This window comes from Rhizobium sp. 01T437 (genome assembly GCF_056398505.1).
On record NZ_JBFTPM010000001.1, the window covers coordinates 573207 to 596254 of the forward strand.

Annotated in this window: 24 protein-coding genes; 5 read left to right on the forward strand and 19 right to left on the reverse strand. The window is 60.6% G+C overall.

The genetic code is table 11. The features are described 5' to 3' along the window. Positions 1-243: 243 nt before the first annotated feature. Together AC1DM5_RS02935 and mazG are read left to right on the forward strand one after the other, a co-directional pair. Entirely contained in the window at positions 244-831 is a 588-nt protein-coding gene (locus AC1DM5_RS02935; RefSeq protein WP_477822528.1) for a nucleoside deaminase, read from the forward strand. A 6-nt stretch (positions 832-837) separates the two neighbouring features. Further along, positions 838-1683, forward strand: coding sequence for a nucleoside triphosphate pyrophosphohydrolase (mazG, locus tag AC1DM5_RS02940; RefSeq protein ID WP_477822529.1), 846 nt, complete (start codon positions 838-840; stop codon positions 1681-1683). A gap of 18 nt (positions 1684-1701) precedes the next feature. On the opposite strand, the gene hflX is transcribed toward mazG, so the two are convergent. From hflX to dusB, 8 genes are all read right to left on the reverse strand, one after another. Then, on the reverse strand, positions 1702-3027 hold the full coding sequence (hflX, locus tag AC1DM5_RS02945; RefSeq protein WP_477822530.1) for a GTPase HflX: 1326 nt from the start codon (positions 3025-3027) through the stop codon (positions 1702-1704). A gap of 78 nt (positions 3028-3105) precedes the next feature. Beyond that, a complete protein-coding gene (gene hfq / locus AC1DM5_RS02950; protein ID WP_003539403.1) occupies positions 3106-3348 on the reverse strand; it encodes an RNA chaperone Hfq in 243 nt (80 codons plus the stop codon). A gap of 110 nt (positions 3349-3458) precedes the next feature. Beyond that, positions 3459-4322 carry a D-amino-acid transaminase gene (locus tag AC1DM5_RS02955; protein ID WP_477822531.1) on the reverse strand — a complete coding sequence of 288 codons (864 nt, stop codon included), beginning with the start codon at positions 4320-4322 and terminating at the stop codon, positions 3459-3461. Positions 4323-4383: 61 nt separating this feature from the next. Continuing rightward, a complete protein-coding gene (ntrX, locus tag AC1DM5_RS02960) occupies positions 4384-5748 on the reverse strand; it encodes a nitrogen assimilation response regulator NtrX (RefSeq protein WP_007822479.1) in 1365 nt (454 codons plus the stop codon). Continuing rightward, complete coding sequence (locus AC1DM5_RS02965; protein WP_477822532.1) at positions 5738-8005, reverse strand: sensor histidine kinase NtrY-like; 2268 nt, start codon at positions 8003-8005, stop codon at positions 5738-5740. The genes ntrX and AC1DM5_RS02965 overlap by 11 nt, the downstream gene beginning before the upstream one ends. Before the next feature lie 183 nt (positions 8006-8188). Further along, positions 8189-9640, reverse strand: coding sequence for a nitrogen regulation protein NR(I) (gene ntrC, locus AC1DM5_RS02970; protein WP_007822475.1), 1452 nt, complete (start codon positions 9638-9640; stop codon positions 8189-8191). Beyond that, positions 9637-10791, reverse strand: coding sequence for a two-component system sensor histidine kinase NtrB (locus AC1DM5_RS02975; RefSeq protein ID WP_477822533.1), 1155 nt, complete (start codon positions 10789-10791; stop codon positions 9637-9639). Before AC1DM5_RS02975 ends, ntrC begins: the two co-directional genes overlap by 4 nt. Continuing rightward, on the reverse strand, positions 10788-11807 hold the full coding sequence (dusB, locus tag AC1DM5_RS02980; RefSeq protein WP_477974560.1) for a tRNA dihydrouridine synthase DusB: 1020 nt from the start codon (positions 11805-11807) through the stop codon (positions 10788-10790). Before dusB ends, AC1DM5_RS02975 begins: the two co-directional genes overlap by 4 nt. A gap of 141 nt (positions 11808-11948) precedes the next feature. Between dusB and AC1DM5_RS02985 the strand changes: the two genes are divergently transcribed. From AC1DM5_RS02985 to AC1DM5_RS02995, 3 genes are all read left to right on the forward strand, one after another. Next, on the forward strand, positions 11949-13169 hold the full coding sequence (locus AC1DM5_RS02985) for a bifunctional 2-C-methyl-D-erythritol 4-phosphate cytidylyltransferase/2-C-methyl-D-erythritol 2,4-cyclodiphosphate synthase (protein WP_477822535.1): 1221 nt from the start codon (positions 11949-11951) through the stop codon (positions 13167-13169). Beyond that, on the forward strand, positions 13166-13660 hold the full coding sequence (locus AC1DM5_RS02990; RefSeq protein WP_477822536.1) for a CinA family protein: 495 nt from the start codon (positions 13166-13168) through the stop codon (positions 13658-13660). Before AC1DM5_RS02985 ends, AC1DM5_RS02990 begins: the two co-directional genes overlap by 4 nt. 79 nt (positions 13661-13739) lie before the next feature. Next, positions 13740-14045 carry a hypothetical protein gene (locus AC1DM5_RS02995; RefSeq protein ID WP_477974562.1) on the forward strand — a complete coding sequence of 102 codons (306 nt, stop codon included), beginning with the start codon at positions 13740-13742 and terminating at the stop codon, positions 14043-14045. A gap of 3 nt (positions 14046-14048) precedes the next feature. Here the strand turns inward: AC1DM5_RS02995 and AC1DM5_RS03000 are convergent, their stop codons facing one another. The 11 genes from AC1DM5_RS03000 to AC1DM5_RS03050 form a co-directional block, all read right to left on the reverse strand. Then, on the reverse strand, positions 14049-14495 hold the full coding sequence (locus tag AC1DM5_RS03000; protein ID WP_477822537.1) for a type II toxin-antitoxin system RatA family toxin: 447 nt from the start codon (positions 14493-14495) through the stop codon (positions 14049-14051). Positions 14496-14504: 9 nt separating this feature from the next. Beyond that, positions 14505-15092: a P-loop NTPase family protein gene (locus AC1DM5_RS03005; protein ID WP_477822538.1), complete on the reverse strand. Its 588-nt coding sequence runs from the start codon at positions 15090-15092 to the stop codon at positions 14505-14507. A gap of 13 nt (positions 15093-15105) precedes the next feature. After that, positions 15106-15702 (reverse strand): AAA family ATPase, encoded by a 597-nt coding sequence (locus AC1DM5_RS03010; RefSeq protein WP_477822539.1) that lies wholly within the window; start codon positions 15700-15702, stop codon positions 15106-15108. Positions 15703-15863: 161 nt separating this feature from the next. After that, the gene (gene lipA, locus AC1DM5_RS03015) at positions 15864-16835 is read right to left on the reverse strand and encodes a lipoyl synthase (RefSeq protein WP_477822540.1); all 972 of its coding nucleotides are present in this window, start codon (positions 16833-16835) and stop codon (positions 15864-15866) included. A gap of 106 nt (positions 16836-16941) precedes the next feature. Then, positions 16942-17190 carry a GlsB/YeaQ/YmgE family stress response membrane protein gene (locus AC1DM5_RS03020; RefSeq protein WP_192727189.1) on the reverse strand — a complete coding sequence of 83 codons (249 nt, stop codon included), beginning with the start codon at positions 17188-17190 and terminating at the stop codon, positions 16942-16944. A gap of 12 nt (positions 17191-17202) precedes the next feature. After that, complete coding sequence (locus tag AC1DM5_RS03025; RefSeq protein ID WP_113325300.1) at positions 17203-17457, reverse strand: GlsB/YeaQ/YmgE family stress response membrane protein; 255 nt, start codon at positions 17455-17457, stop codon at positions 17203-17205. Positions 17458-17560: 103 nt separating this feature from the next. Continuing rightward, on the reverse strand, positions 17561-19024 hold the full coding sequence (lpdA, locus tag AC1DM5_RS03030) for a dihydrolipoyl dehydrogenase (protein WP_477974564.1): 1464 nt from the start codon (positions 19022-19024) through the stop codon (positions 17561-17563). Positions 19025-19040: 16 nt separating this feature from the next. Continuing rightward, positions 19041-19619, reverse strand: coding sequence for a GNAT family N-acetyltransferase (locus tag AC1DM5_RS03035; protein WP_477822542.1), 579 nt, complete (start codon positions 19617-19619; stop codon positions 19041-19043). A 2-nt stretch (positions 19620-19621) separates the two neighbouring features. Next, entirely contained in the window at positions 19622-20263 is a 642-nt protein-coding gene (locus AC1DM5_RS03040) for an SGNH/GDSL hydrolase family protein (protein ID WP_477822543.1), read from the reverse strand. A gap of 21 nt (positions 20264-20284) precedes the next feature. After that, entirely contained in the window at positions 20285-21637 is a 1353-nt protein-coding gene (locus tag AC1DM5_RS03045) for a pyruvate dehydrogenase complex dihydrolipoamide acetyltransferase (protein WP_477822544.1), read from the reverse strand. Between the two features lie 15 nt (positions 21638-21652). Then, a complete protein-coding gene (locus AC1DM5_RS03050) occupies positions 21653-23038 on the reverse strand; it encodes a pyruvate dehydrogenase complex E1 component subunit beta (RefSeq protein WP_477822545.1) in 1386 nt (461 codons plus the stop codon). Positions 23039-23048 lie beyond the last annotated feature (10 nt).

A 23048-nucleotide genomic window follows, 5' to 3' on the forward strand; every position in this document is an offset into this window, starting at 1 on the left:
CGGACAGGCGAATGAAGAAACAGAATTCCAAAGGCCGGCCAGTCGCGTATTCTTTTACCCGGTTGATCAATGATTTGAGAAAACTGACCCGTGCGGCGCAAAAAGCACATATCTTGAGCCGTTATTGCAGCTTTGCCTGCCAAAGGATGAAGCGATAAAGCCTGTGGCAAAGTCTCCGGCGCTGGACTTATGCATTCCGCTTCATTCCGCGGGGCGATAGGATGAGCCAAACAGGAGATTTTCATGCCGGAAAAGACAATCGCCTCCCGCCTTCTGCAGGTCATGGAGGATAACATCCTGCCGATGACGGAACTTGGGGTCGCTTCCGGCAACAAGGTGTTTGGGGCAGCGATCCTGCGCAAATCCGATCTTTCGCTCGTCGTCACTGAGACCAATAACGAGCTCGAAAATCCGCTCTGGCACGGCGAAGTGCACACGCTAAAGCGCTTTTACGAGCTCAACGACAAGCCGGCGACGAAGGACCTGATCTTTCTCTCCACGCATGAACCCTGCACCATGTGCATGTCTGCGATCACCTGGGCCGGCTTCGATAATTTCTATTATTTCTTCAGCCACGAGGATTCGCGCGACAGCTTTGCCATCCCGCACGATCTGAAGATCCTGAAGGAAGTCTTCGGACTAGAGCCGGGCGGCTACAGGCGGCAAAACGCTTTCTGGAAGAGCTTTGCGATTGCCGATCTCGTCGAGACCGAGGATGCTGCGCTGAAGGCCGAACTCAAAGCGCAGACAGCGCGGATCAAGTCGCGCTACGCCGCGCTCTCCGATACCTATCAGGCCACCAAAAGCGCCAATGACATCCCGCTGAGTTGAGAGACCATGGAACCTTCGAAAAACATTTCGCGGCTGATCGAGATCATGGCCGCGCTTCGCGATCCCGAGACCGGCTGCCCGTGGGACATTGAGCAGAATTTCGAGAGCATCAAACCCTATACGGTCGAGGAAGCCTACGAGGTGGCCGACGCGATCGAGCGCAAGGATATGGACGATCTCTGCGACGAACTCGGCGACCTGCTGCTGCAAGTGGTCTTTCATTCGCGTATGGCCGAAGAAGCCGGCGAGTTTTCCTTCGGCGATGTGGTGGAAGCCATTACCCGCAAGATGATCCGTCGCCACCCGCATGTCTTTGCCCGTTCGGATGCAGACACGCCCGACGCCGTGAAGAAGCAGTGGGACGAAATCAAGCAGGCAGAGAAGCGCGAGCGCATGGAGCGCCGGGCGCTGCGCGGTATCACAGAAGATTTCAAGGCGGGCTTCCTCGGCTCGGTGCAACGCAGCTTTCCGGCGCTGACCGAAGCGTTGAAGCTTCAGGAACGTGCCGCCAAGGTCGGCTTCGACTGGTCCGCACCCGAGCCGATCCTCGACAAAATCGAGGAGGAGGTCGACGAGCTGCGCGTTGCGCTGCGTGAGGGCGACAAGTCAAAAGTCAGCGACGAACTCGGCGACCTGATCTTCGCCGTCGTCAATATCGGCAGGCATGTAAAGGCCGATCCGGAACAGGCGCTTCGTGGTACAAATACGAAGTTCCGGCGCCGATTCAATCACATTGAGACGGTTCTTGATGCAGAAGGCGAGAGCCTGGAGGCGGCTAGTCTGGAACGGATGGAAGAGATCTGGCAGGCGGCCAAGGCAATCGAGCGGGCTGTCGTAGCCGGGGCGGAGTGAAACTCCGCTCAAACGGGATTACCGCTCCCAGTCTTCCTTTGCAGGCTTCTGACCATTGCCGATCCGGCGCTCAAGCTCGGTAGCCTCCGTCTCAGATAGACGCAGGTCCAATGTCACGGAGCCATCCTCATTGTCCTCGCGGCTATCGACGATAGCGTGGTCGTAAAGCCAGGGCAGCAGCGCCAGCTTGTCGACCGGCAACGTGACAGTCGTTTCCGTCATGACACCGGACAAACGGCGGCTGATTTCATCCATCAGCCTGTCCACGCCCTCGCCGCTGATGGCGGAAACGGCAATGACATTCTTCATGCCGGAGGACTTCTGCACCATGGCGTCATGGGCTTCGGGTTCCAGCCGGTCGATCTTGTTCCAGACTTCGAGAATGCGGCGCTCGCCTTCGGCCTCGTCAATGCCGAGATCGTTGAGGATGCGCAGAACATCGGCGCTCTGGGCCTGATTGTCCACATCAGACATGTCGCGGACATGCAGAACGAGATCGGCTTCCAGCACCTCTTCCAAAGTCGCACGGAAAGCGGCGACCAGATGGGTCGGCAGGTCGGAGATGAAACCGACGGTATCGGACAGGATGACGGTGCGGCCATGCGGCAGCTTCATACGACGCAGTGTCGGATCCAGCGTCGCGAAGAGCATGTCTTCGGCGAGAACCCCTGCCCCGGTAATGCGATTGAACAGCGTCGATTTGCCGGCGTTGGTGTAGCCGACGAGCGCCACGATCGGATGCGGCACCTTCCTGCGCTTGGCGCGGTGCAGTTGGCGGGTGCGCACCACCTGCTCCAACTCGCGTTCGAGCTTGATGATGCGGTCCTGCAGCAGGCGTCGGTCGGCTTCGATCTGGGTTTCACCCGGACCACCCATGAAGCCGCCGCCGCCGCGCTGGCGTTCAAGGTGGGTCCAGCTTCGGACCAGACGGCCCTTCTGGTAGTTCAGATGCGCAAGATCGACCTGCAGCGTGCCTTCCTTGGTGGAAGCGCGGCGGCCGAAGATTTCGAGGATCAGGCCCGTCCGGTCGATGACCTTGGCGTTCCATTCCTTTTCCAGATTGCGCTGCTGTACCGGCGTCAGCGGATGGTCGACGATGACGAGGCCGGAATCACGCTCATCGAGCTGGTTCTTGATCTCTTCGATCTTGCCGGTGCCGAGCAAGGTTGCCGGGCGCGGATCGTTGACCGACACGATGGAAGCGTTGACGACGTCGAGGTCGATCGCCTGAGCCAGGCCCGTCGCTTCGTCGAGACGGCTTTCGGGAGTGCGGGTCGATGCCGATTCGGTCTGCCCACCGCGCGAGCGCGACTTCAGCACGGGGACGACGACGGTCGCGCGCATATCATCCCTGTGCTTGGCTGCCTCAGGGATGATGGAATCGTTCTTTGTATCGCGTGTCGAAATGACGGCTGGCCTTGGTTAGGACGCTGCTTCTTCGCTCTCGAACATCTGCATTGGCTGACCAGGCATGATAGTCGAGATCGCGTGCTTATACACGAGCTGCGAATGGCCGTCACGGCGAAGCAGAACACAGAAATTGTCAAAAGAAGTGACAACGCCCGTGAGTTTCACGCCGTTAATTAGAAAGATTGTCAGGGAAATCTTTTGCTTGCGTACAGTATTGAGAAATAAGTCCTGCAGATTCTGAGAACGTTCCGCCATCGCGCCGCTTCTTTCTTTATTGCCGACCTGATCAAGCCGGTAGAATATCAATCAACCTCACCAGCAAGGCAGGTGGCACCCTCATTCCACCTGTCCAGCAAATCTTGGTATCAAATCGTAATCTTTTCCGCAACGTCGAAAAAGGCTTCCCGAATATTCTGCGAGAGGCTTCCGGGATGACCATTCGCGATTGCGTGTCCATCAATGGAAACCACTGGAAAACAAATGCTTGTGGCTGCGGTAATGAAGACCTCGCGAGCGGCCATCATCTCCGAAACGGAGAACTTTCGTTCGACGATTTTAACCCCCAATTTGGCCGCGACATCGATCAGAGTCGTGCGGGTGATGCCGCGCAGGATGCCATGTTCGGCGGGCCGCGTTACCAGTGTACCGTCGGCATCGACGATCCAGACATTGGTCGCAGCCCCCTCCTTCACCATGCCATCGGCATCGACGTAGATCGCTTCCTGGGCACCGGCCTCCTTCGCCTGCTGGCGGGCGAGAGCATTCGACAGCAGCCCGACCGACTTGATGTCGACGCGATCCCAGCGATTATCGGGAACGGTGATCGCCTTGATGCCAGTGGCGTTCTTCTTGGCAATGACTGACGGATCGGCGCTCTTGGCGGTCACGACGATCGATGGCGGCGTGCCTTCGGCGGGGAACACATGATCTCGTCGGGCAACGCCGCGAGTCACCTGCAGATAGAAGAGGCCGTTGCGGACGTGGTTGCGGCGCAGAGTCTCGCGAATCACCTGCGTCAGCGCCGCACGGCTCATCGGCCAGGCAATGCGCAGTTCACTGAGCGAACGGTCGAGACGGTTCAGATGCCGGGTCAGGTCGACGATCAGGCCGTGACGGACCTCGCAGACTTCATAGACGCCATCGGCGAACTGATAGCCACGATCCTCTACATGCACCATGGCGTTGGAATGCGGCACGTAGCGTCCATTCACATAGGCAATTCTTGGCATTGAAAACCTGTTTGGGGCAAAAAAGGGAGCCAGCGCGACTTGAGCCCGCGCCGGAAAAAAATCAGACGCCGAGTGACTTTAGTTTGCGGTGCAACGCCGAGCGTTCCATGCCGACGAATTCCGCCGTGCGCGAGATGTTGCCGCCGAAGCGGTTGATCTGGGCGATCAGGTAATCCTTCTCGAACATCTCGCGGGCTTCGCGCAGCGGCAGCGTCATGATGTGATAATCATTCTTGGCCGAGACCTTCGGCAGCATGTCGCCGAGATCGGTCGGCAGCATGTCTGCGGTGATCGGCGCATCCGGACCGTCGGTGCGGGCAAGGATCATCAGCCGCTCGATATTGTTGCGGAGCTGGCGGATATTGCCCGGCCAGTCATGGGCCTGCAGCACAGCCATGGCGTCATCACCGATGCGGCGCGGCCGGATGCCGGCTTGTTCGGAAATCTGGCGCATGAGCTGGTCGACGAGGAATGGAATGTCCTCACGGCGCTCAGCAAGCTGCGGCACGCGCACCGGCACCACCGCCAGGCGATGATAGAGATCCTCGCGGAACCAGCCCTCGGCGATGCGGCTTTCCAGATTATAGGCGGTCGAGGAAATGATGCGCACATCGACCTTCACCCGCTTGGAGCCGCCGACACGCTCGAACTGCTGATCGACCAGCACGCGCAGGATCTTGTTCTGCGTCTCACGCGGCATTTCGCCGACTTCGTCGAGATAGAGGATGCCGCGATGGGCCTCTTCCAGCGCGCCGATCTTGCGTGCCTGCCCCGGGGCGCCCTCGGTGCCGAACAGCGCCACTTCCATGCGATCGGGCGTGATGTTGGCGGCATTGAGCGCCACGAAGGGGCCGTTGGCGCGCGTCGACTTCTTATGGATCATACGCGCCACCAGCTCCTTGCCGGAGCCGGATGCGCCGAAGATCATAATGCGGCTATTGGTGGGCGCGACCTTTTCGATCGTCTGGCGCAGTTGCGAAACGGCGACCGAGGTGCCGATCAGCTCCAGCGCATCGCCGGCGCGGCGCTTCAATTCGACGTTTTCGCGCTTCAGCTTGGAATTTTCCAGCGCGCGCTCGGCAATCAGGATCAGGCGGTCGGCCTTGAACGGCTTTTCGATGAAGTCGAAGGCGCCGCGCTTGATGGCCGAGACAGCCGTCTCGATATTGCCGTGGCCGGAAATCATCACCACGGGAAGCTCGGGATGGCGCGTCCTGATCTCGTCGAGAAGCGAGAGACCGTCGAGCTTGCTGCCCTGCATCCAGATATCGAGGAAGACGAGACGCGGCACGCGATCGGAAATTGCCGCCAGCGCGCTGTCGCTGTCATGCGCCATGCGGGTTTCGTGACCCTCATCCGACAGGATACCGGCAACGATCTCGCGAATGTCATGCTCATCGTCGACGACGAGAATATCAGAGGCCATAAACGCTTTCCTTGTCACTGGCTGACGGGGCAGCGGCCACATCCCGGCGTGGTAGATGCACGCGGATCATGGCCCCTCTTCCCTGGTCAAAATCTGCGGGTGCATCGTGCAGTTCGAGCTGCCCGCCATGTTCTTCGATGATCTTTTTGACGATGGCGAGGCCGAGGCCGGTGCCCTTCTCGCGCATGGTCGTATAGGGTTCCAGAATGCTGTGGCGGTTCTCGACAGGCAGGCCGCGGCCATTGTCGATGATATCGACGGTGAAGCGGTCACGCGCCTCATCCAGAGAGGCGTGGACGAGGATCTTGCGCGCTTCGCGTTCCTCGCTCGGCACGGCCTCGATTGCTTCCACGGCGTTCTTGATGAGATTACCGAAGGCCTGACCCAGCATGCGGCTGTCGAACATGCCTTCCAGCCGCTCCTCGCCGAGTTCCTGCTGGAAGCCGATATGGTTATTGCCCATCTCGCGCAGGAAAATCGCATCGTGGAGGATAGCACGCAGATCGCTTGGTTCCTTGGTCGGCTTCGGCATGCGGGCAAATGCGGAGAATTCATCGACCATGCGGCCGATATCGCCGACCTGGCGGATGATCGTGTCCGTGCACTGGTCGAAAACGGCGCGATCGTTCTCGTCGATCTGCTTGCCGTAACGACGTTGAATACGCTCGGCCGACAGCTGGATCGGCGTCAGCGGATTTTTGATTTCGTGAGCGATGCGGCGGGCGACATCGCCCCAGGCGGTGGAGCGTTGGGCAATGACGAGATCGGTGATGTCATCGAGCGTGATGACGTAGGATTCACTCAGATCGCGCACTTCCTCGCGCGTCACCTGGACGCTCAGCGTGCGCACTGTACCGCCACGCACCAGCGCGATCTGCTTGCGGAAGTCGCCACGATAGCGTGAGGCGGCTTCCGTCAGCACCTGATCCACTTCGGGCGCTACTTCCGACAGCTGCTTGCCAAGCAATTCATCGGCATGCAGCGCCATCAGCGCCTCGGCTGAACTGTTGACGATGGTGATGCGCCGATCCTGCTCAACGCCAATGACGGCGGCGGTGACACCCGAGAGCACGGCCTCGATGAAGCGGCGGCGATCGTCTACCTCGTCCTTCGCTTCGAGGATCTCGTCGCGCTGCGTGCGGATTTCCGAGATCATCTTGTTGAAGGTGCGCGACAGGCTGGCAACGTCGCCATCGACAGCATGAACGGGCACGACGATATCCATATTGCCGGATGCGACGCTGTCTGCAGCGGTGATCAGCAGGCGGATCGGCCGCACGATACGGTCGGCAACCGCAATTGCGGTCCAGATCGCCGCGAGCAGCACGATCAGAGCAAAGCCGATGTAGAGCACTGCAAAGGCGATCTGCAGCGAGACTCGGCCGGCTTCCATCGAACGGTATTCGGTGGCGTTCTCCTCCATCATGCGCATGGCATTCATGACCTTGGGGTCAACTGCGCGCACCGTATAGAGGAAGGTTCCGGGGATCGACTCGAGCCGGATGATGGCGCCGACAAGGTTGGTCACACCGGGCGGGATCAGCGTCGGCTGACCGGCGGCCGCCTTTTCCAGCGCATCCTGCGGGATGGCGGGTAGCGGTTTTTCCGTGGCGATGTCCGCCTGGACGACGACCGAGCCATCGCGCTCGACAAGGAAGGCGCCGAGCAGGCCGCGGCCCCTTGCCTGACGGGTCATCAGCTCGCCGAAGCCGGTCTTGTCCAGGCTGTAGAGAGCGCGGTTACGCTCGAGATCGTTTGCCATCGAAACCGTCTGGCCCTGCAGATAGCTGGCGTTTTCCAGCATGTAGGCCTGACCGATATTGCGGGACGAACTGACGATCGCCTGGGTTCGGAGCGCAAACCAGCGGTCGAGGCCTGCGTTCAGCGTGATACTGGCAAAGATCGCAACAAGGATCGCTGGCGTGATCGCGACGATCGAGAAGAGCACGACGATCCGGATGTGCAGGCGTGCAGCGGCGCGGCCGCGCGTGCGGGCCTTGAAAAGCCGCGCAACTTCGCGACCGATCAGCGCGATCAGGCCGAGGACGAAAAAGGAATTGATGACGACGGAGCCGATGACGACATGAGAGGTCGGGGCAATCGGCGTTACGCCGAGCAGCACAAAGAGCGTGACGGTTGCGCAGACYAACGCGCCGCCGGCAAGCACCAGACCGGGTACGGCAAACAGGGCACGACGATCGGTCACCGTTGTCACCGCCTCGTTCGCCGTTTCCGGCGATGCCCCTTCTTCGTCCATTCAGCCTCTCTTCGAACGGCAATGCCGTCGCGCCCAACGAGAAGCCCAACCAACGCCGGTTTGCGAAAAACCGGCGTTCAAACGACTCGATCGTGGGCGAATGTCCAAACCCTATGCGTGACCTTTAAGCAACGCATTGTGGCGAAAATGCAACGCACTTCGCCACAATGTCAAGGTCGAAGGTCAGGCTGTACGCGAGCTTCTGTAGACGGAAACGCCGAGTTCGCGGATCTTTTTGCGCAGCGTATTGCGGTTCAGACCCAGCAAATCGGCAGCCTTGATCTGGTTGCCACGGGTAGCCGTCAATGCCGCAAGTATTAACGGATACTCCATTTCCGTCAGTACGCGGTCATACAGGCCGGGCGGCGGCAGGTTTTCGCCGAAACTGGCGAAATAGCTGCGCATATTCTCCTCGACCGCCTGGGCAATGGTCATCGAACCGCTGCGGATCGGACCCTTGTCGATCGGGCTATCGGGAACATCAGAGCGAAGCTCGGCATCGATGATTTCGCGGGTGATGACATCCTGTGGATAAAGCGCCATCAGGCGGCGGATGAGGTTTTCCAGCTCGCGCACGTTGCCCGGCCAGGCATAGGCCTTCATCAGTTCCAGCGCTTCCTGATCGAAGCGCTTGGAGCCGAGGCCTTCCTTTTCGGCCTGCTGGACGAAATGGCGGACGAGATCGGGAATATCCTCCGCACGGTCGCGCAACGGCGGCAGGCGTAGCGGCACGACATTGAGGCGATAGTAGAGGTCTTCGCGGAAGAGGCCCTGATTGATCGCCTGCTTCAGATCCTTGTTGGTCGCGGCAACGATTCGCACATCGGTGCGGATCGGCGTGCGGCCGCCGACGGTCGTATATTCGCCCTGCTGCAGAACGCGCAGAAGACGCGTCTGGGCATCCATCGGCATGTCGCCGATTTCATCGAGGAAAAGCGTGCCGCCTTCAGCCTGTTCGAAACGGCCGGTGGAGCGGGTCTGTGCGCCGGTGAAGGCGCCCTTCTCGTGGCCGAAGAGCTCGGACTCGATAAGGTCACGCGGGATGGCCGCCATGTTGATGGCCACGAAGGGGCCGTTGCGGCGCTTGCCGTAATCATGCAGCGCGCGGGCGACGAGCTCCTTACCGGTGCCGGATTCGCCGGTGATCATCAGCGTCAGGTCCGTCAGCATGAGACGAGCGAGAACGCGATAGATTTCCTGCATCGCCGCCGAGCGGCCGACGAGCGGCATGCCGTCCTGTGTGTCGTCGTCGAGCTTGGCCGGCTTTCTCTTCGGTTCGGCGAGCGCCCGGCTGATGATACCGATCAGCTCCGTCAGGTCGAAGGGCTTGGGCAGGTAGTCATAGGCGCCCTTTTCCGACGCCTTGATTGCCGTCATGAAGGTGTTCTGCGCGCTCATGACGAGAACGGGCAGGTCCGGCCGCGCCTTCTTGATGCGGGGAAGAAGGTCGAAGGCATTCTCATCCGGCATGACGACGTCGGTCACGACGAGATCGCCCTCGCCGGCTGAAACCCAGCGCCACAGCGTCGCGGCATTGGAAGTAATGCGCACATCGTAACCGGCGCGGCTCAAGGCCTGATTGAGCACCGTGCGGATGGCCGCATCATCATCGGCAACGAGGATCGTAGCTGTCATCGATTGGGTCCTGTCGAGCTTGCAATAGCGGCGTCATCAAGCGAGGCATCCTTGGAGGCCGGCATGAGGACGCGAAAAATCGTGCGGTTGTTCTGGGTGTCGCATTCGATGATGCCGCCATGATCGCCGATGATCTTGGCAACCAGGGCGAGGCCGAGACCGCTGCCATTCGGCTTGGTGGTGATGAAGGGATCGAAGAGATGCGGCAAGAGGTCCGTCGGTACGCCTGGACCATTGTCGATGACGCAGAATTCCAGCGGCAGCGAGATTTTCTCGCGCGTGCCGGCGACCGAGAGACGGATACCGGGGCGGTAGGCCGTGGTCAGGATGATCTCGCCATCAGGACGGTCGCCGACCGCTTCGGCAGCGTTCTTCACCAGGTTGAGGAAGACCTGCACGAGTTGGTCGCGATTGGCGTAGACGGCCGGCAGCGACGGGTCGTAATTCTCGGTCACGCGGATATTGCGGGCAAAGCCTGCCTTGGCAACGGCCTTCACATGATCGAGCACGGAATGGATATTGACCGGCACGCGGTCGACCGGGCGCTCGTCGGAAAAGACTTCCATGCGATCGACCAGCGAGACGATGCGATCCGTCTCGTCGCAGATCAGCCGCGTCAGGGCGCGGTCGTCATCGATGACGGACTGTTCGAGAAGCTGGGCAGCGCCGCGGATACCGGAGAGCGGGTTCTTGATCTCATGTGCGAGCATGGAGGCGAGACCCGTGACCGAGCGGGCGGCCGCGCGATGTGTCAGCTGCCGGTCGATCTTGTCTGCCATCGACCGCTCCTGGAAGACGACAACGACCGAGCCCGGCTCCGCAATGACAGGCGCAACATAGAGATCGACGAGCTTGTCCTGGCCGAGGCGCGGCGAGCTCAAATCGACGCGGTATTCGTTGACCGGCGCCTTGCGTTCGCGCACCTGATCGATCAGCGCCAGAAGCGGGCTGCCGAAGGGAATAAAGGTCGAGATGCGGTAGCGGGAGAGATGCGCAGCGCTGGCGCCAAAGAAGGCCTCGGCTTCCCAGTTCGCAAAAACGATGAAACCGCCCTCATCCACCATGACGACGGGGTTCTGGATGGCGTTCAGCACCGCCATTGCCATAGCGTTGACCGGATTCTCGGAAGAAGCTGTGCTGTCCGTGCTCATGCCGCCTCCCGCCGCTCTACCGCACCTGTCGCTATCGCATCGCCGAAGCGGGCAATCACATCATCAGGATCGCGCGATGTCATGATCACAGCCTTTTGCTCGCCCGGAAGATCCGGCGCGAAGCGCTCCAGATACCATCCGAGATGTTTGCGGGCGTGCCTGACGGCAACGGCCTCGCCATAAAATTCCAGCATCATGCGATAGTGCTCGACGGCAATGGCCGCGATCTCCTCACACCCGGGTTCGCGGGCACCTGCCAGAACACCGGCGTGCCACGGCCTGCCCTGGCTGCCGCGGCCGATCATGACAGCATCGGCGCCCGAGCGGCGCAGGATCTCCTGTGCATCCTCAGCCGTTTCAACATCGCCATTGGCGATCAGCGGCACGGAAATGACATCGCGCACGGGACGGATGGCATCCCAGTCCGCCCTGCCCTCATAGAACTGCATGCGGGTGCGGCCGTGGATGGTGATGAGCTGGACGCCAGTCTCTTCGGCGCGCTTGGCAATATGTGGTGCGTTGATGGAATTCTCGTCCCAGCCGAGGCGCATCTTCAGCGTGACCGGGATATCGACTGCCTTGACGGTCGCCTCGATGAGTTCAAGCGCATGATCCGGATCGCGCATCAGCGCCGAACCGGAATAACCGCCGATGACCTTCTTGGCCGGGCAGCCCATGTTGATGTCGATGATATCGGCGCCATGATCAGCAGCGATCTTGGCGGCTTCGGCCATCCAGTGCGCCTCACGACCGGCGAGCTGCACCATATGCGGACGGAAACCGGCAGCCCGCAGGCGCGCCCAGGATTCGGCGGTATCATTCACCAGTTCCCGGCTTGCTACCATTTCGGTGACAACGAGGCCTGCGCCATGGCGCCAGGCAAGTTCGCGGAACGGCATGTCCGTGACACCCGACATCGGCGCAAGCACAACGCGGTTCCGCACGGACACGGGTCCGATTCGGAAAGGCGCTGCGAGGTCCTTGGAAATCAAATGATTATCTTTCAGGCACACCATGTAACTGCATTATTTTTAGCCATAGTTCTACGGCTTGCCAAGAGGGTCGAGACCGAATTGATATTTTTTGGGCAAATGCTGGAAAAGGTCCGAGCAAGACGATAGAGCAACTGACATCCATTCCGCATATTTCAGGGATTTATGCTGCAAATGCATACTAAGCAACCGATATCGGCTGGAATTGTCGTCGTTGCGGCGGGCCGCGGTGAACGCGCCGGATCACACGAGGAAGGCCCCAAGCAGTACCGGATGGTCGGCGGCAAGCCGGTTATCGTTCATACGCTTGAAAACTTCATGACATGGGAAGCGGCAACGCACATCGTCGTCGTCATCCACCCCGATGACGAAGCGCTTTTTGCCAGAGCATCCCGGCACGTTATCTCCGCAACGCCGATCGAGACCGTTCATGGCGGCGCGACCCGTCAGCAGTCGGTGCTGGCGGGCCTGCGACACCTTAGGGACAAGGGCATCAGCCACGTGCTGATCCACGACGCGGTGCGCCCCTTCGTCGATCACCAGCTTCTCGACCGGATCGCCGATACGCTTTCGGCCGGTGCGCCCGCGGTTCTTCCGGCAACGCCGGTCGCTGATACGCTGAAGCAGGCCGGCAGCGACGGGATCGTGGTCAAGACCATCCCGCGCGATCAGCTCTATGCGGCCCAGACGCCGCAATCCTTCGATTTCGCCACCATTCTCGAGGCGCATGAGAAGGCTGCCGCCAGCGGCAGGACGGATTTCACCGACGATGCATCAATCGCCGAGTGGCTCGGTATTCCTGTAACCATCGTCGAAGGCGCACCGACCAACGTCAAGCTGACAGTCAGAAGCGATATAGCCATGGCCGACGACAAGCTCTCAAACGCCCGTATCCCGGATGTGCGCACCGGCAACGGTTATGATGTGCATCAGCTCGAGCCCGGCGACGGTGTAACGCTCTGCGGCGTCTTCATTCCGCATGATCAGAAGCTCAAAGGCCATTCGGATGCCGATGTTGCGCTGCATGCCCTGACGGATGCACTGCTTGCCACCTGCGGCGCCGGAGACATCGGCGATCATTTCCCGCCATCCGATCCGCAATGGAAGGGTGCCCCTTCCCGCATCTTCATCGAACATGCAGCAAAGATCGTGCGCGATCATGGCGGCACCATCACCAATGCAGACGTCTCGCTGATTGCAGAGGCGCCGAAGGTCGGGCCACATCGTGAAGCCATGCGCGCCAATCTTTCGGAATTCCTCGGTATCGACATCGAGCGCTGCTCGGTGAAAGCCACCACCAACGAGACGATCGGCTTCGTCGGCCGCCGCGAGGGGATCGCCGCTATCGCAACGGCAACCGTCGTCTATGGAGGCAAGAAGCGATGAGCCTGTTTCCCGCAGATATTACTTCGATGGCGGAAAACATCATCCACAATTTCACGGCTGCGGGTCTGATGGTGTCGACGGCAGAGTCCTGCACCGGCGGACTGATTGCCGGCGCGCTCACGGAAATTTCGGGATCGTCCGCTGTCGTCGACCGTGGCTTCGTGACCTATACGAATGTGGCCAAGATGCAGATGCTTGGCGTGCAGGAAGAGACGCTAATCCGTTTCGGCGCGGTTTCAGAGGAGACGGCCCGGCAGATGGTGCATGGCGCCCTCTTCCGCTCGCGCGCCGACCTTGCGGTCGCTGTGACAGGCATCGCCGGACCCAGCGGCGGATCCCCGGAAAAGCCAGTCGGGCTGGTGCATCTTGCGGCGAAATCGCGCTCGGGTAAGCTTATCCATCGGAAGATGCTTTACGGCGACATTGGCCGCACGGAAATCCGCCTGGCAACAATCCGGACGGCACTTCAAATGGTTATTGAAATTGTGTGATATTGAGTGAAGGAACAAAACGCAGGAATTTCAGTTTCTGCCGCGTGTAGGCAAGAACCGGTTTTGAAGGAACGGTCAAATGAGATACTTGGCATGCATCGGTGTCGTCTTGAGCCTGGCCTGCGTTTCGGYGGCTGAAGCACCATCCAACTATCAGGTTAATGGTGGCGTGCGGGTGGATTCCGATCCCGTTTTGCTGCGCAAATACGACCATGCGCTCCGCCGTTGCCAGCCGGAAGCGCTGGGCTATCGCGGATCGCCTGATACCACCAGCCTGCTCTACAACGCGGCACTCAGAGGCTGCCTCTATCGCTACAGCTTCATCGACCGTGGCTCCTACGCCTATCCTGCGACGCAGATCTTCGACCATTTCTTCGATCGCTGACTATCAGCCGTAGATCGTTGCCGCCCGTTTTTCGAAGGCGTCCGTGAACATGCGGAAAGCCCTGTCGAACATTGACCCCATGAGCGCGCCGAGAATGCGGCTCTTGAACTCATAGTCGATGAAGAAATCGACCGTACAGCCGCCGCCTTCCGCCTCGACGAACCGCCAGCGGTTGTCGAGGTAGCGGAACGGGCCGTCGATATATTTGACGTCGATGACGCGCTCGGCCCTGTCGAGCAGGACCTGGGTCGTGAAGGTTTCGCGGATCGCCTTGTAGCCGACCGTCATGTCGGCGATCAGCAGTTCCTTGCTGTCGCGCTCCTTGCGGCTCTTCACCGACAGGGCTTCGCAGAGCGGCAAGAATTGCGGATACCGCTCGACATCTGCGACGAGGTCGAACATCTGGTCGGGCGTGTGCGGGACAGGGCGATGCGTTTCGAATTGCGGCATGAAGCGCAGTTAAGCCGGCACGCGGAGAAGATCAAGAAGCGCGCGCATCTGGCGGCGGGATTTCACCTTCAAAACCGGTACATGCGGCCCATGGGCAGCAATCGCAGAGGTCACTCGCGGCGCGAACTTCTTCTCGAAAGTCCAGATGAACTCGAGAAATTGCCAGTCGACCTTTTCGATGCAACCCGGCGCCATTTCCGGGCGCGTGCGGCCGATGTGCTTCAGCCAGCGGGTCACAACTCCCCAGACGCAAAGCAGGCGCGGCATCCGCACCCAGATGACGATATCGGTGCGCGGCAGGCGGATATCGAAAGTGGACGGATTGGTGCCATCCATGATCCAGCGCTCGCCGGCAATCCTTTCGACGATCCGCTGACGCTGCTCCTCCCTGCTGCGTTCCACCCAGCCCGGCAGCCAGAGGATATCGCGGTCGATCGCGAGATAGGTCAGGTCGAAATGGCTCGCCAGTTTCTGAGCAAGCGTCGACTTGCCGCCGCCCGAGCAACCGATGACCAAGATGCGTCTCGCGTCACGAATCTGCCCGGCGGCAAAGGCATCGTCGACATAGTTGATTGCCTCGTCCGATTGCCGTTCCATCGCGAGCTCCTTCTTACTCGTTTACAGCCGGCAGTCTGGACAGCAGTTCGTCGCTCTCTCGGAAGGACTTGAGCGTCAGAACCGGGATGCCGTGGCCATGGCCCGCCAGCATCGCCGCGAATTTCGGCGCTTCCCGCTTTTCGAAAGTCCAGATGTATTGCAGGAATTGCAAGTCGATCCGCTCTGGGCATCCCGGTGCCATTTCCGGCCGGGTCTGACCGCGATATTTCCACCAACGCCCGAGCACGCTGCGCACGGAAACGCTGCGCGGCGGGCGGCGCCAGAGCACCATATCGGCGCGCGCCAGGCGGATCGGCAATGTGCTTGGGTTGTTGCCGTCCATGATCCAGCGTTCGCCGGCAACGGCATCGCGGATACGCTGAACGGATTCCTCTCGCGGACGCAGTTTCCAGCCGGGCAGCCAGAAGATGTCGCGATCCATAGAGACGTAAGTCAGTCCGAATCGGCGCGCGAGCGCCTGGGCAAGCGTCGACTTGCCGGTGCCGGAGCAGCCGAAGATCAGGATGCGCTCGGCATGGGGAATAATGGTGGCAGCTTCGGCAATGGAGACTGCACGCACGGATTCAGGCGACGTCGTCACTTGATGCATGGCAAACTCGCTTTCGACAGGATCGCCTTCGCGGACCGATCTGTTGCGAAGAGCGGCGTGCTGGCTAGCTGCTTCGCGTGACCTGATGATGACAATGACGCGAGCAAAGAAAAACCGCGGCGAAAATCACCGCGGTCCTATTAAACACAAGGGGCACGCTCTTACTCGGCAGCCATCAGCAGCTTCTTCTCGCGCGCAGCCTTCAGGCGGGCGAAGTCGTCGCCGGCATGGTGCGAGGAACGGGTCAGCGGGCTGGAAGCGACCATCAGGAAGCCCTTGGTGTAAGCGACCGTCTCATAGGACTTGAACTCTTCCGGCGTGACGAAGCTCTCGACCTTGTGGTGCTTGCGGGTCGGCTGCAGATACTGGCCGATCGTCAGGAAGTCGACATCGGCAGTGCGCAGGTCGTCCATGAGTTGGAGAACTTCGTTCCGCTCCTCGCCGAGGCCGACCATGATGCCGGACTTGGTGAACATGGTGGGATCGAGCTCCTTCACGCGCTGCAGCAGGCGGATGGAATGGAAGTAGCGGGCGCCCGGGCGAACCGTGAGATAGTTGCCAGCGACGGTTTCCATATTGTGGTTGAAGACGTCGGGCTTGGCAGCAACAACGCGTTCCAGCGCACCGGGTTTCTTCAGGAAGTCGGGCGTCAGGATTTCGATCGTCGTCATCGGCGAAGCGGCGCGGATTGCCCAGATGACCTTTTCGAAATGCTCGGCGCCGCCATCTTCCAGATCGTCACGGTCTACGGAGGTGATGACGACGTGGCTCAGGCCCATCTGCTTGACGGCCTTGGCGACGTTTTCCGGCTCGGCCATGTCGAGTGCGTTCGGCTTGCCGGTCGCGACGTTGCAGAAGGCGCAGGCGCGCGTACAGATCTCGCCCATGATCATGAAGGTGGCGTGCTTCTTGTCCCAGCACTCGCCGATATTCGGGCAGCCCGCTTCTTCGCAGACGGTGACGAGCTTGTGCTCCTTCACGATCGAGCGGGTTTCGGCGTAGCCTTTCGAGTTCGGCGCCTTCACACGAATCCAGTCCGGCTTGCGCAGCACTTCCGTATCCGGGCGATGCGCCTTTTCCGGATGGCGTACGCGCTTTGCGTCTGGATTGATCGTGTCGAGAATGGTGACCATGTCAGTTCAACTTTCCGCCGCCCATGCGGCCCGGATTGTCATATTGCGCATCATTCCTTTGTTCAAATCTCTCGATCTGAACGGTCATGCGCTCTATCTTCGCGCTTTATCTTCGTACCAGGCGCGCGAGGAATATCAGCAGGCAGGCGCCGATAAAACCCGTCACGAAATAGCCGAGCCTGCCGCCGGCGACCTCGATATGGAACTGCGCCAGGATGGCCGTGGCGACGACCGAACCGACAATGCCGAGCACGATGTTCAGCAAGATGCCATAACGCGCTTCCATCAGCTTGCCCGCGAGCCAGCCCGCAAGTCCGCCGACGATGATTGCCGAAATCCAGCCGATGCCTTCCATCCTGTCTTTACCCTACGCTATCGCCCTTGCGATCAGCACCACGACAATGGCGCCGACAGTGGCGTGGATGATCTGAACCACCAATGCATTTTCAATGCCCAGAGAAATCCCCAATGCATTGAACAAAAAACCGCCCACGAACGCGCCGATGATGCCGCTGAGCAGGCACCGTATCAATCCGCCCCCGCCAACGACCAGGCTTGCGAGGAAACCCGCGACCAGACCGATCAGCAGAAAGACGAGAAGCGACTGCGTGCTCATAGACATGATGATTTCCTTTCGTTTTTTCCACCCCGGGAGGGGAATGGATTTTCCATCCCGGGCGATGGCGCTCCGCCACGCCGGGGATAGAGGGCGCACAAGGAAATTATCAAGCGTTCAGAACGCGACCGTAAGCATCCAGCACGCTTTCCTTCATCGTCTCCGAAATGGTCGGATGCGGGAAGATCGTGTGCATCAGTTCTTCTTCCGTCGTCTCCAGGTTCATGGCGACCACGAAGCCCTGGATGAGTTCGGTGACTTCGGCGCCGACCATGTGGGCGCCGAGCAGTTCGCCGGTCTTCTTGTCGAAGATCGTCTTGACCAGACCCTGGTCTTCGCCGAGCGCGACAGCCTTGCCGTTGGCGCTGAAGGGGAAGCGGCCAACGCGGATATCGCGGCCCAGCTCCTTGGCCTTTGCTTCGGTGAGACCGACAGATGCGACCTGCGGGTTGCAATAGGTGCAGCCCGGGATCTTCAGCTTGTCCATCGGATGAACGTTCGGCAGACCGGCAATCTTCTCGACACAGACGACGCCTTCATGCTCGGCCTTGTGGGCCAGCAGCGGCGGGCCGGCAACGTCGCCGATCGCGTAGATGCCGGGCACATTGGTCTTGCCATAGCCGTCGATGACGATGAAGCCACGATCGGTCTTCACGCCGACAGCCTCGAGACCGATGCCTTCGACATTGGCCTGCACGCCGACGGCCGAGATCATGCGGTCTGCGGTGATCGTTTCCGTCGTGCCATCCTTCTTCTCGATGGTGGCAGTGATCGAGTTTGCGCCCTTCTCCACCTTGGCGACCTTGGCCTCCAGATGGATCTTCATGCCCTGACGCTCGAACTGCTTCTTGGCGAGAGCGGAGATTTCCACATCCTCGACCGGCATGACCTGGCTCATGATTTCAACGACAGTGACGTCGACGCCCATGGTGCGATAGAAGCTTGCAAATTCAATGCCGATTGCGCCCGAGCCCATGACGAGCAGAGACTTCGGCAGTTCGTCGGCCTTCATTGCCTCGAAATAGGTCCAGATGAGCTTACCATCCGGCTCGATGCCCGGCAGCGCGCGTGGACGGGCGCCGGTCGCAACGATGATGTGCTTGGCTGTATAGGTGCCTTCGCCGAGCGCGTTCTTCGGCACCGGACCCATCGGCTCCATCGGCTTTTTCGTCGTCTTGGAAACCACGATCTCGGCCAATTGCGAACCAGAAGAGGGCTTGGTTATCTTTGCCTCACCCCAGATGACATCGACCTTGTTCTTCTTGAACAGGAAGCCGACGCCGTTGTTCATGCGATGCGCAATACCGCGCGAACGGGTGACGATCGCCTTGATATCGGGCTTGATCGTGCCTTCCAGCACCAGTCCGTAATCCTTGCCGTGCTGGGCGGTATGCAGGACGTCAGCCGAGCGCAGCAGCGCCTTGGTCGGAATGCAGCCCCAGTTGGAGCAAATGCCGGCGAGATGTTCGCGCTCGACGCAGGCGACCTTGAGGCCGAGCTGCGCGGCGCGGATGGCGGCGATATAGCCGCCGGGACCGGAACCGATGACGATAACGTCGTAGGATTGAGCCATTGCTTTCCTGCCTTTGTTACGCTCCCGCTCGGGTCATGAGAACCCATGCGTGCTTTTTGCTGTTATCGAAGAGCGGCACGGCATTCATGCGCGCCGCTTCCGAAAATCCGTTTCTTCTGTAAAGCGACAGAGCCGCTTCGTTACTATCCGACGTGATCAGGCTGACCGGCAGCCCGTCTGCCCTTGCGAGCTGATCTTCCAGAAGCCTCTTGCCGATGCCGATACCGCGCATATGGCGATAGACCGCGAGACTGCCAATGAACCAGTGTCCGATCACCGATCTCTGCATCGCCAGCATCGGCTCTATGGCCGGATGCCGCGCTTCGAGATCACGTATGCCTTCATCCACCTCATAACCGATCGCCATTCCGGCGATCTCGTCATAGGCCTCGCCGATGACGGCATTCTTCCAGCCGCCGAGCGCCTCATCGCTCATCTTCAGCCGGCCTCGCTCCAGCGGCGTATCGCTCATGCCGCTTGCGACATCGGCAAACCAGAGCCATGAGGCAAAGCCGTGAGAAGCAATATCCGCCAGTATCGCCAGTTCCGAAGCATCCCGGCGGGAGGCCTGTCGGAGAGCGAGAAAGGCAGTCATCGTCAGAGGCCCAGCATCATCCGCACGATGGGCTCAAGGCCGCGACCGAGCGCACGCGTATTCTCCGCATCGAGGTGAATACCGTCGATCGGCGTGGTCCTGGCGACGGAATTGCCGTCGAAGAAGCCGCAGCCGAGTTCATCGGCGAGGTCACGGTAAAGCGTCGGAAGCTTTGCCGATTCCTCGATACCACCGGGGAACGATGCCGCGAAGGGCACATTGCCCGTCGCGCAGATTGCCGGCGGCGCCACGATCAGGATCTCTGGCCCGTCGAATTCGAAGGGCCAGGCATGATTGCGGATCAGGCGCACCAGACGGCCGATGCCCTGGCATGCGGCAAAGGCCGAGCCGGCAACGACCGGCTTCATGTCGTTGGTGCCGAGCAGCAGGATGACGAGATCGAGCGGCGCATGCGTCTGCAGGACAGTCGGCAGAATACGCGCGCCATTGCGATCGCAATCGGCAAGATGGTCGTCAAAGGCGGTGGTGCGGCCGTTCAGGCCTTCCGCGATGACGCGAACTCCGCTCCCGAGCGTTGCCTGAAGCACGCTCGGCCAGCGGTTCTCATAGGCATGACGGCCGATCGTGACGGCGTCATAGCCCCAAGTCAGCGAGTCACCATAGCAAAGAACAGTCTTCGTCATGTCCGCCCTCCCGCGTCCTGCTTAGACCAGCATGCCCATCGGATTTTCGATGTAGCCCTTGAAGGCCTGCAGCAGCTCAGCACCGAGAGCACCGTCAACGCAACGATGGTCAGTCGAGAGCGTCACGGTCATGACCGTCGCAATGGCCATTTCGCCGTTCTTGACGATAACGCGCTGCTCACCCGCGCCGACTGCGAGGATGGTCGCATGCGGCGGGTTGATGACGGCTGCGAAGTTCTTCACGCCCATCATGCCCATGTTGGAGACCGAGGTCGTGCCGCCCTGATATTCCTCAGGCTTCAGCTTGCGATCTTTCGCGCGCTTGCCGAGATCGCGCATCTCGTTGGAGATGGTCGACAGCGTCTTCTCCTCGGCCTTGCGGACGATCGGGGTGATCAGGCCGCCAGGGATCGAGACAGCCACGCCGACATCGGCATGCTTGTGCTTGACCATGGCATTTTCGGTCCAGGAGACGTTGGCATCCGGAATGTCGCGCAGCGCCAAAGCCATGGCCTTGATGACCATGTCGTTGACCGAAAGCTTGTAGGCTGGAGCGCCGTCCTTGCGGGGAGCGGCGTCGTTCAGCTGGGCACGCAGCGCCATCAGCGCGTCGAGTTCGCAATCGACCGAAACGTAGAAGTGCGGAACGGTCTGCTTGGATTCGACGAGGCGACGGGCAATCGTCTTGCGCATGCCGTCATGCGGCACGAGCTCGTAGGAGCCCGGCTCGAAGAGTTTGAGTACGGCTTCATCCGAAGCACCCTTCGGAGCGGCAGCGGCCGGAGCCGGTGCAGCAGCCTGCGGGGCAGCGACAGCAGCCGGAGCAGCCTTGGCGCCACCACCTGCAGCGGCCGCTTCGACATCGCTCTTGACGACACGGCCATGCGGACCGGTGCCGGCAACGGCGGAAATATCGATACCGGCTTCCTTGGCGAGACGGCGAGCAAGCGGCGACGAGAATGTGCGCGCGCCAGCCGAGGAGGCGGCAGCCGGGGCAGCGGCCGGAGCCACCGGTGCCGGAGCGGGTGCTGCCTCAGCCTTCGGTGCTTCGGCTGGTGCCGGAGCAGCTGCAGCCTTCGGCGCCGGAGAGGCGGAGCCGGCACCGCTTGCGGCGGCGGCGGCGACATCTTCGCCATCGGCGGCGAGAACGGCGATCAGGGCGTTGACCTTCACGCCTTCGCTGCCGGCCGGAACGACGAGCTTGGCGACGGTGCCTTCGTCGATGGCTTCGACTTCCATCGTCGCCTTGTCGGTCTCGATCTCAGCGATCACATCGCCGGACTTGACCTTATCGCCTTCCTTGACCAGCCACTTGGCCAGATTGCCTTCTTCCATGGTCGGAGAGAGGGCGGGCATCGTGATATTGATCGGCATCGAAAGGCCCTCCCCTTATTTGTAGCAAACGGCTTTCACCGCATCGACCACTTCGCCGACATTCGGAAGCGCGAGCTTCTCGAGGTTGGCGGCGTAAGGCATCGGAACGTCCTTGCCGGCAATCGTCAGGATCGGCGCATCGAGGTAATCGAAGGCCTGCTGCATGACGCGGGTGGCGATTTCGGTGCCGACGGAGTTCTGCGGATAACCTTCTTCGACGGTGACCAGACGGCCGGTCTTCTTGACCGATTCGATCACGGTCGGAAGATCCATCGGGCGAAGCGTGCGCAGATCGATCAGTTCGACATCGATGCCGAGCTTTTCGAGTTCGGCGACCGCCTTCGTGGCATAGGTCATGCCGATGCCGAAGGAGACGACGGTGACATCCTTGCCCGGACGGTGGATGCGGGCCTTGCCGATCGGCAGAACGAAATTATCGAGCTTAGGCACATCGAAATGCTGACCGTAGAGAATTTCGTTTTCGAGGAAGACGACCGGGTTCGGATCGCGGATCGCGGCCTTGAGCAGACCCTTGGCGTCGGATGCCGTGTAGGGCATGACGACCTTCAGGCCGGGGATCGCGCTGTACCAGGCGGCGTAATCCTGGCTGTGCTGGGCGCCGACGCGAGCAGCCGCGCCGTTCGGGCCGCGGAAGACGATCGGAGCACCCATCTGGCCGCCGGACATGTAGAGCGTCTTGGCAGCCGAGTTGATGATCTGGTCGATCGCCTGCATGGCGAAGTTGAAGGTCATGAACTCGACGATCGGCTTCAGCCCAGACATCGCAGCGCCTACACCGACGCCGGCAAAGCCGTGCTCGGTGATCGGGGTGTCGATGACGCGGCGAGCGCCGAATTCCTGCAGAAGACCCTGGGTAACCTTGTAGGCGCCCTGATATTCGGCAACTTCCTCGCCCATGACGAAAACGTTGTCATCGGCGCGCATTTCTTCGGCCATGGCGTCGCGAAGCGCTTCGCGCACCGTCATCGACACCATCTCGGTACCGGCCGGGATTTCCGGATCGTTCGGCACGAAAGCCTTGGGCTCGGCCGGAACCGGAGCAACTGCCGCCGGCTTTTCTTCCTGGGCAACAGGTGCCGCAGCGGCCGGAGCTGGCTGAGCGGCAGCAGGCGCGGCGGAAATCGCGTCGGCGGATTCGCCGTCCTGCAGCAGGATAGCGATCTTGGCATTCACCTTGACGTTTTCGGTGCCGGCCGGAACCAGCAGCTTGCCGATGACGCCTTCATCGACGGCTTCGACTTCCATCGTCGCCTTGTCGGTTTCGATTTCAGCGATCACGTCACCGGACGTGACCTTGTCGCCTTCATTCTTGAGCCACTTGGACAGTGTGCCTTCTTCCATCGTCGGAGAAAGGGCGGGCATGAGGATATCGATAGGCATGGGTTCCCTC

Bases quoted from the DNA above. Each gene is read 5' to 3' on its own strand.
- AC1DM5_RS03020 (WP_192727189.1), bottom strand. From the start codon at position 17,190: ATGGAAGGCATCGGCTGGATTTCGGCAATCATCGTCGGCGGACTTGCG.
- AC1DM5_RS03010 (WP_477822539.1), bottom strand. From the start codon at position 15,702: ATGCATCAAGTGACGACGTCGCCTGAATCCGTGCGTGCAGTCTCCATT.
- ntrC (WP_007822475.1), bottom strand. From the start codon at position 9,640: ATGACAGCTACGATCCTCGTTGCCGATGATGATGCGGCCATCCGCACG.
- mazG (WP_477822529.1), top strand. From the start codon at position 838: ATGGAACCTTCGAAAAACATTTCGCGGCTGATCGAGATCATGGCCGCG.
- hfq (WP_003539403.1), bottom strand. From the start codon at position 3,348: ATGGCGGAACGTTCTCAGAATCTGCAGGACTTATTTCTCAATACTGTA.
- AC1DM5_RS02935 (WP_477822528.1), top strand. From the start codon at position 244: ATGCCGGAAAAGACAATCGCCTCCCGCCTTCTGCAGGTCATGGAGGAT.
- AC1DM5_RS02985 (WP_477822535.1), top strand. From the start codon at position 11,949: ATGCTGCAAATGCATACTAAGCAACCGATATCGGCTGGAATTGTCGTC.
- AC1DM5_RS02955 (WP_477822531.1), bottom strand. From the start codon at position 4,322: ATGCCAAGAATTGCCTATGTGAATGGACGCTACGTGCCGCATTCCAAC.
- lpdA (WP_477974564.1), bottom strand. From the start codon at position 19,024: ATGGCTCAATCCTACGACGTTATCGTCATCGGTTCCGGTCCCGGCGGC.
- AC1DM5_RS03000 (WP_477822537.1), bottom strand. From the start codon at position 14,495: ATGCCGCAATTCGAAACGCATCGCCCTGTCCCGCACACGCCCGACCAG.
- AC1DM5_RS02975 (WP_477822533.1), bottom strand. From the start codon at position 10,791: ATGAGCACGGACAGCACAGCTTCTTCCGAGAATCCGGTCAACGCTATG.
- AC1DM5_RS03035 (WP_477822542.1), bottom strand. From the start codon at position 19,619: ATGACTGCCTTTCTCGCTCTCCGACAGGCCTCCCGCCGGGATGCTTCG.
- AC1DM5_RS03050 (WP_477822545.1), bottom strand. From the start codon at position 23,038: ATGCCTATCGATATCCTCATGCCCGCCCTTTCTCCGACGATGGAAGAA.
- lipA (WP_477822540.1), bottom strand. From the start codon at position 16,835: ATGGTCACCATTCTCGACACGATCAATCCAGACGCAAAGCGCGTACGC.
- AC1DM5_RS03025 (WP_113325300.1), bottom strand. From the start codon at position 17,457: ATGTCTATGAGCACGCAGTCGCTTCTCGTCTTTCTGCTGATCGGTCTG.
- dusB (WP_477974560.1), bottom strand. From the start codon at position 11,807: ATGGTGTGCCTGAAAGATAATCATTTGATTTCCAAGGACCTCGCAGCG.
- ntrX (WP_007822479.1), bottom strand. From the start codon at position 5,748: ATGGCCTCTGATATTCTCGTCGTCGACGATGAGCATGACATTCGCGAG.
- AC1DM5_RS02990 (WP_477822536.1), top strand. From the start codon at position 13,166: ATGAGCCTGTTTCCCGCAGATATTACTTCGATGGCGGAAAACATCATC.
- AC1DM5_RS03045 (WP_477822544.1), bottom strand. From the start codon at position 21,637: ATGCCGATCAATATCACGATGCCCGCCCTCTCTCCGACCATGGAAGAA.
- hflX (WP_477822530.1), bottom strand. From the start codon at position 3,027: ATGCGCGCGACCGTCGTCGTCCCCGTGCTGAAGTCGCGCTCGCGCGGT.
- AC1DM5_RS03005 (WP_477822538.1), bottom strand. From the start codon at position 15,092: ATGGAACGGCAATCGGACGAGGCAATCAACTATGTCGACGATGCCTTT.
- AC1DM5_RS03040 (WP_477822543.1), bottom strand. From the start codon at position 20,263: ATGACGAAGACTGTTCTTTGCTATGGTGACTCGCTGACTTGGGGCTAT.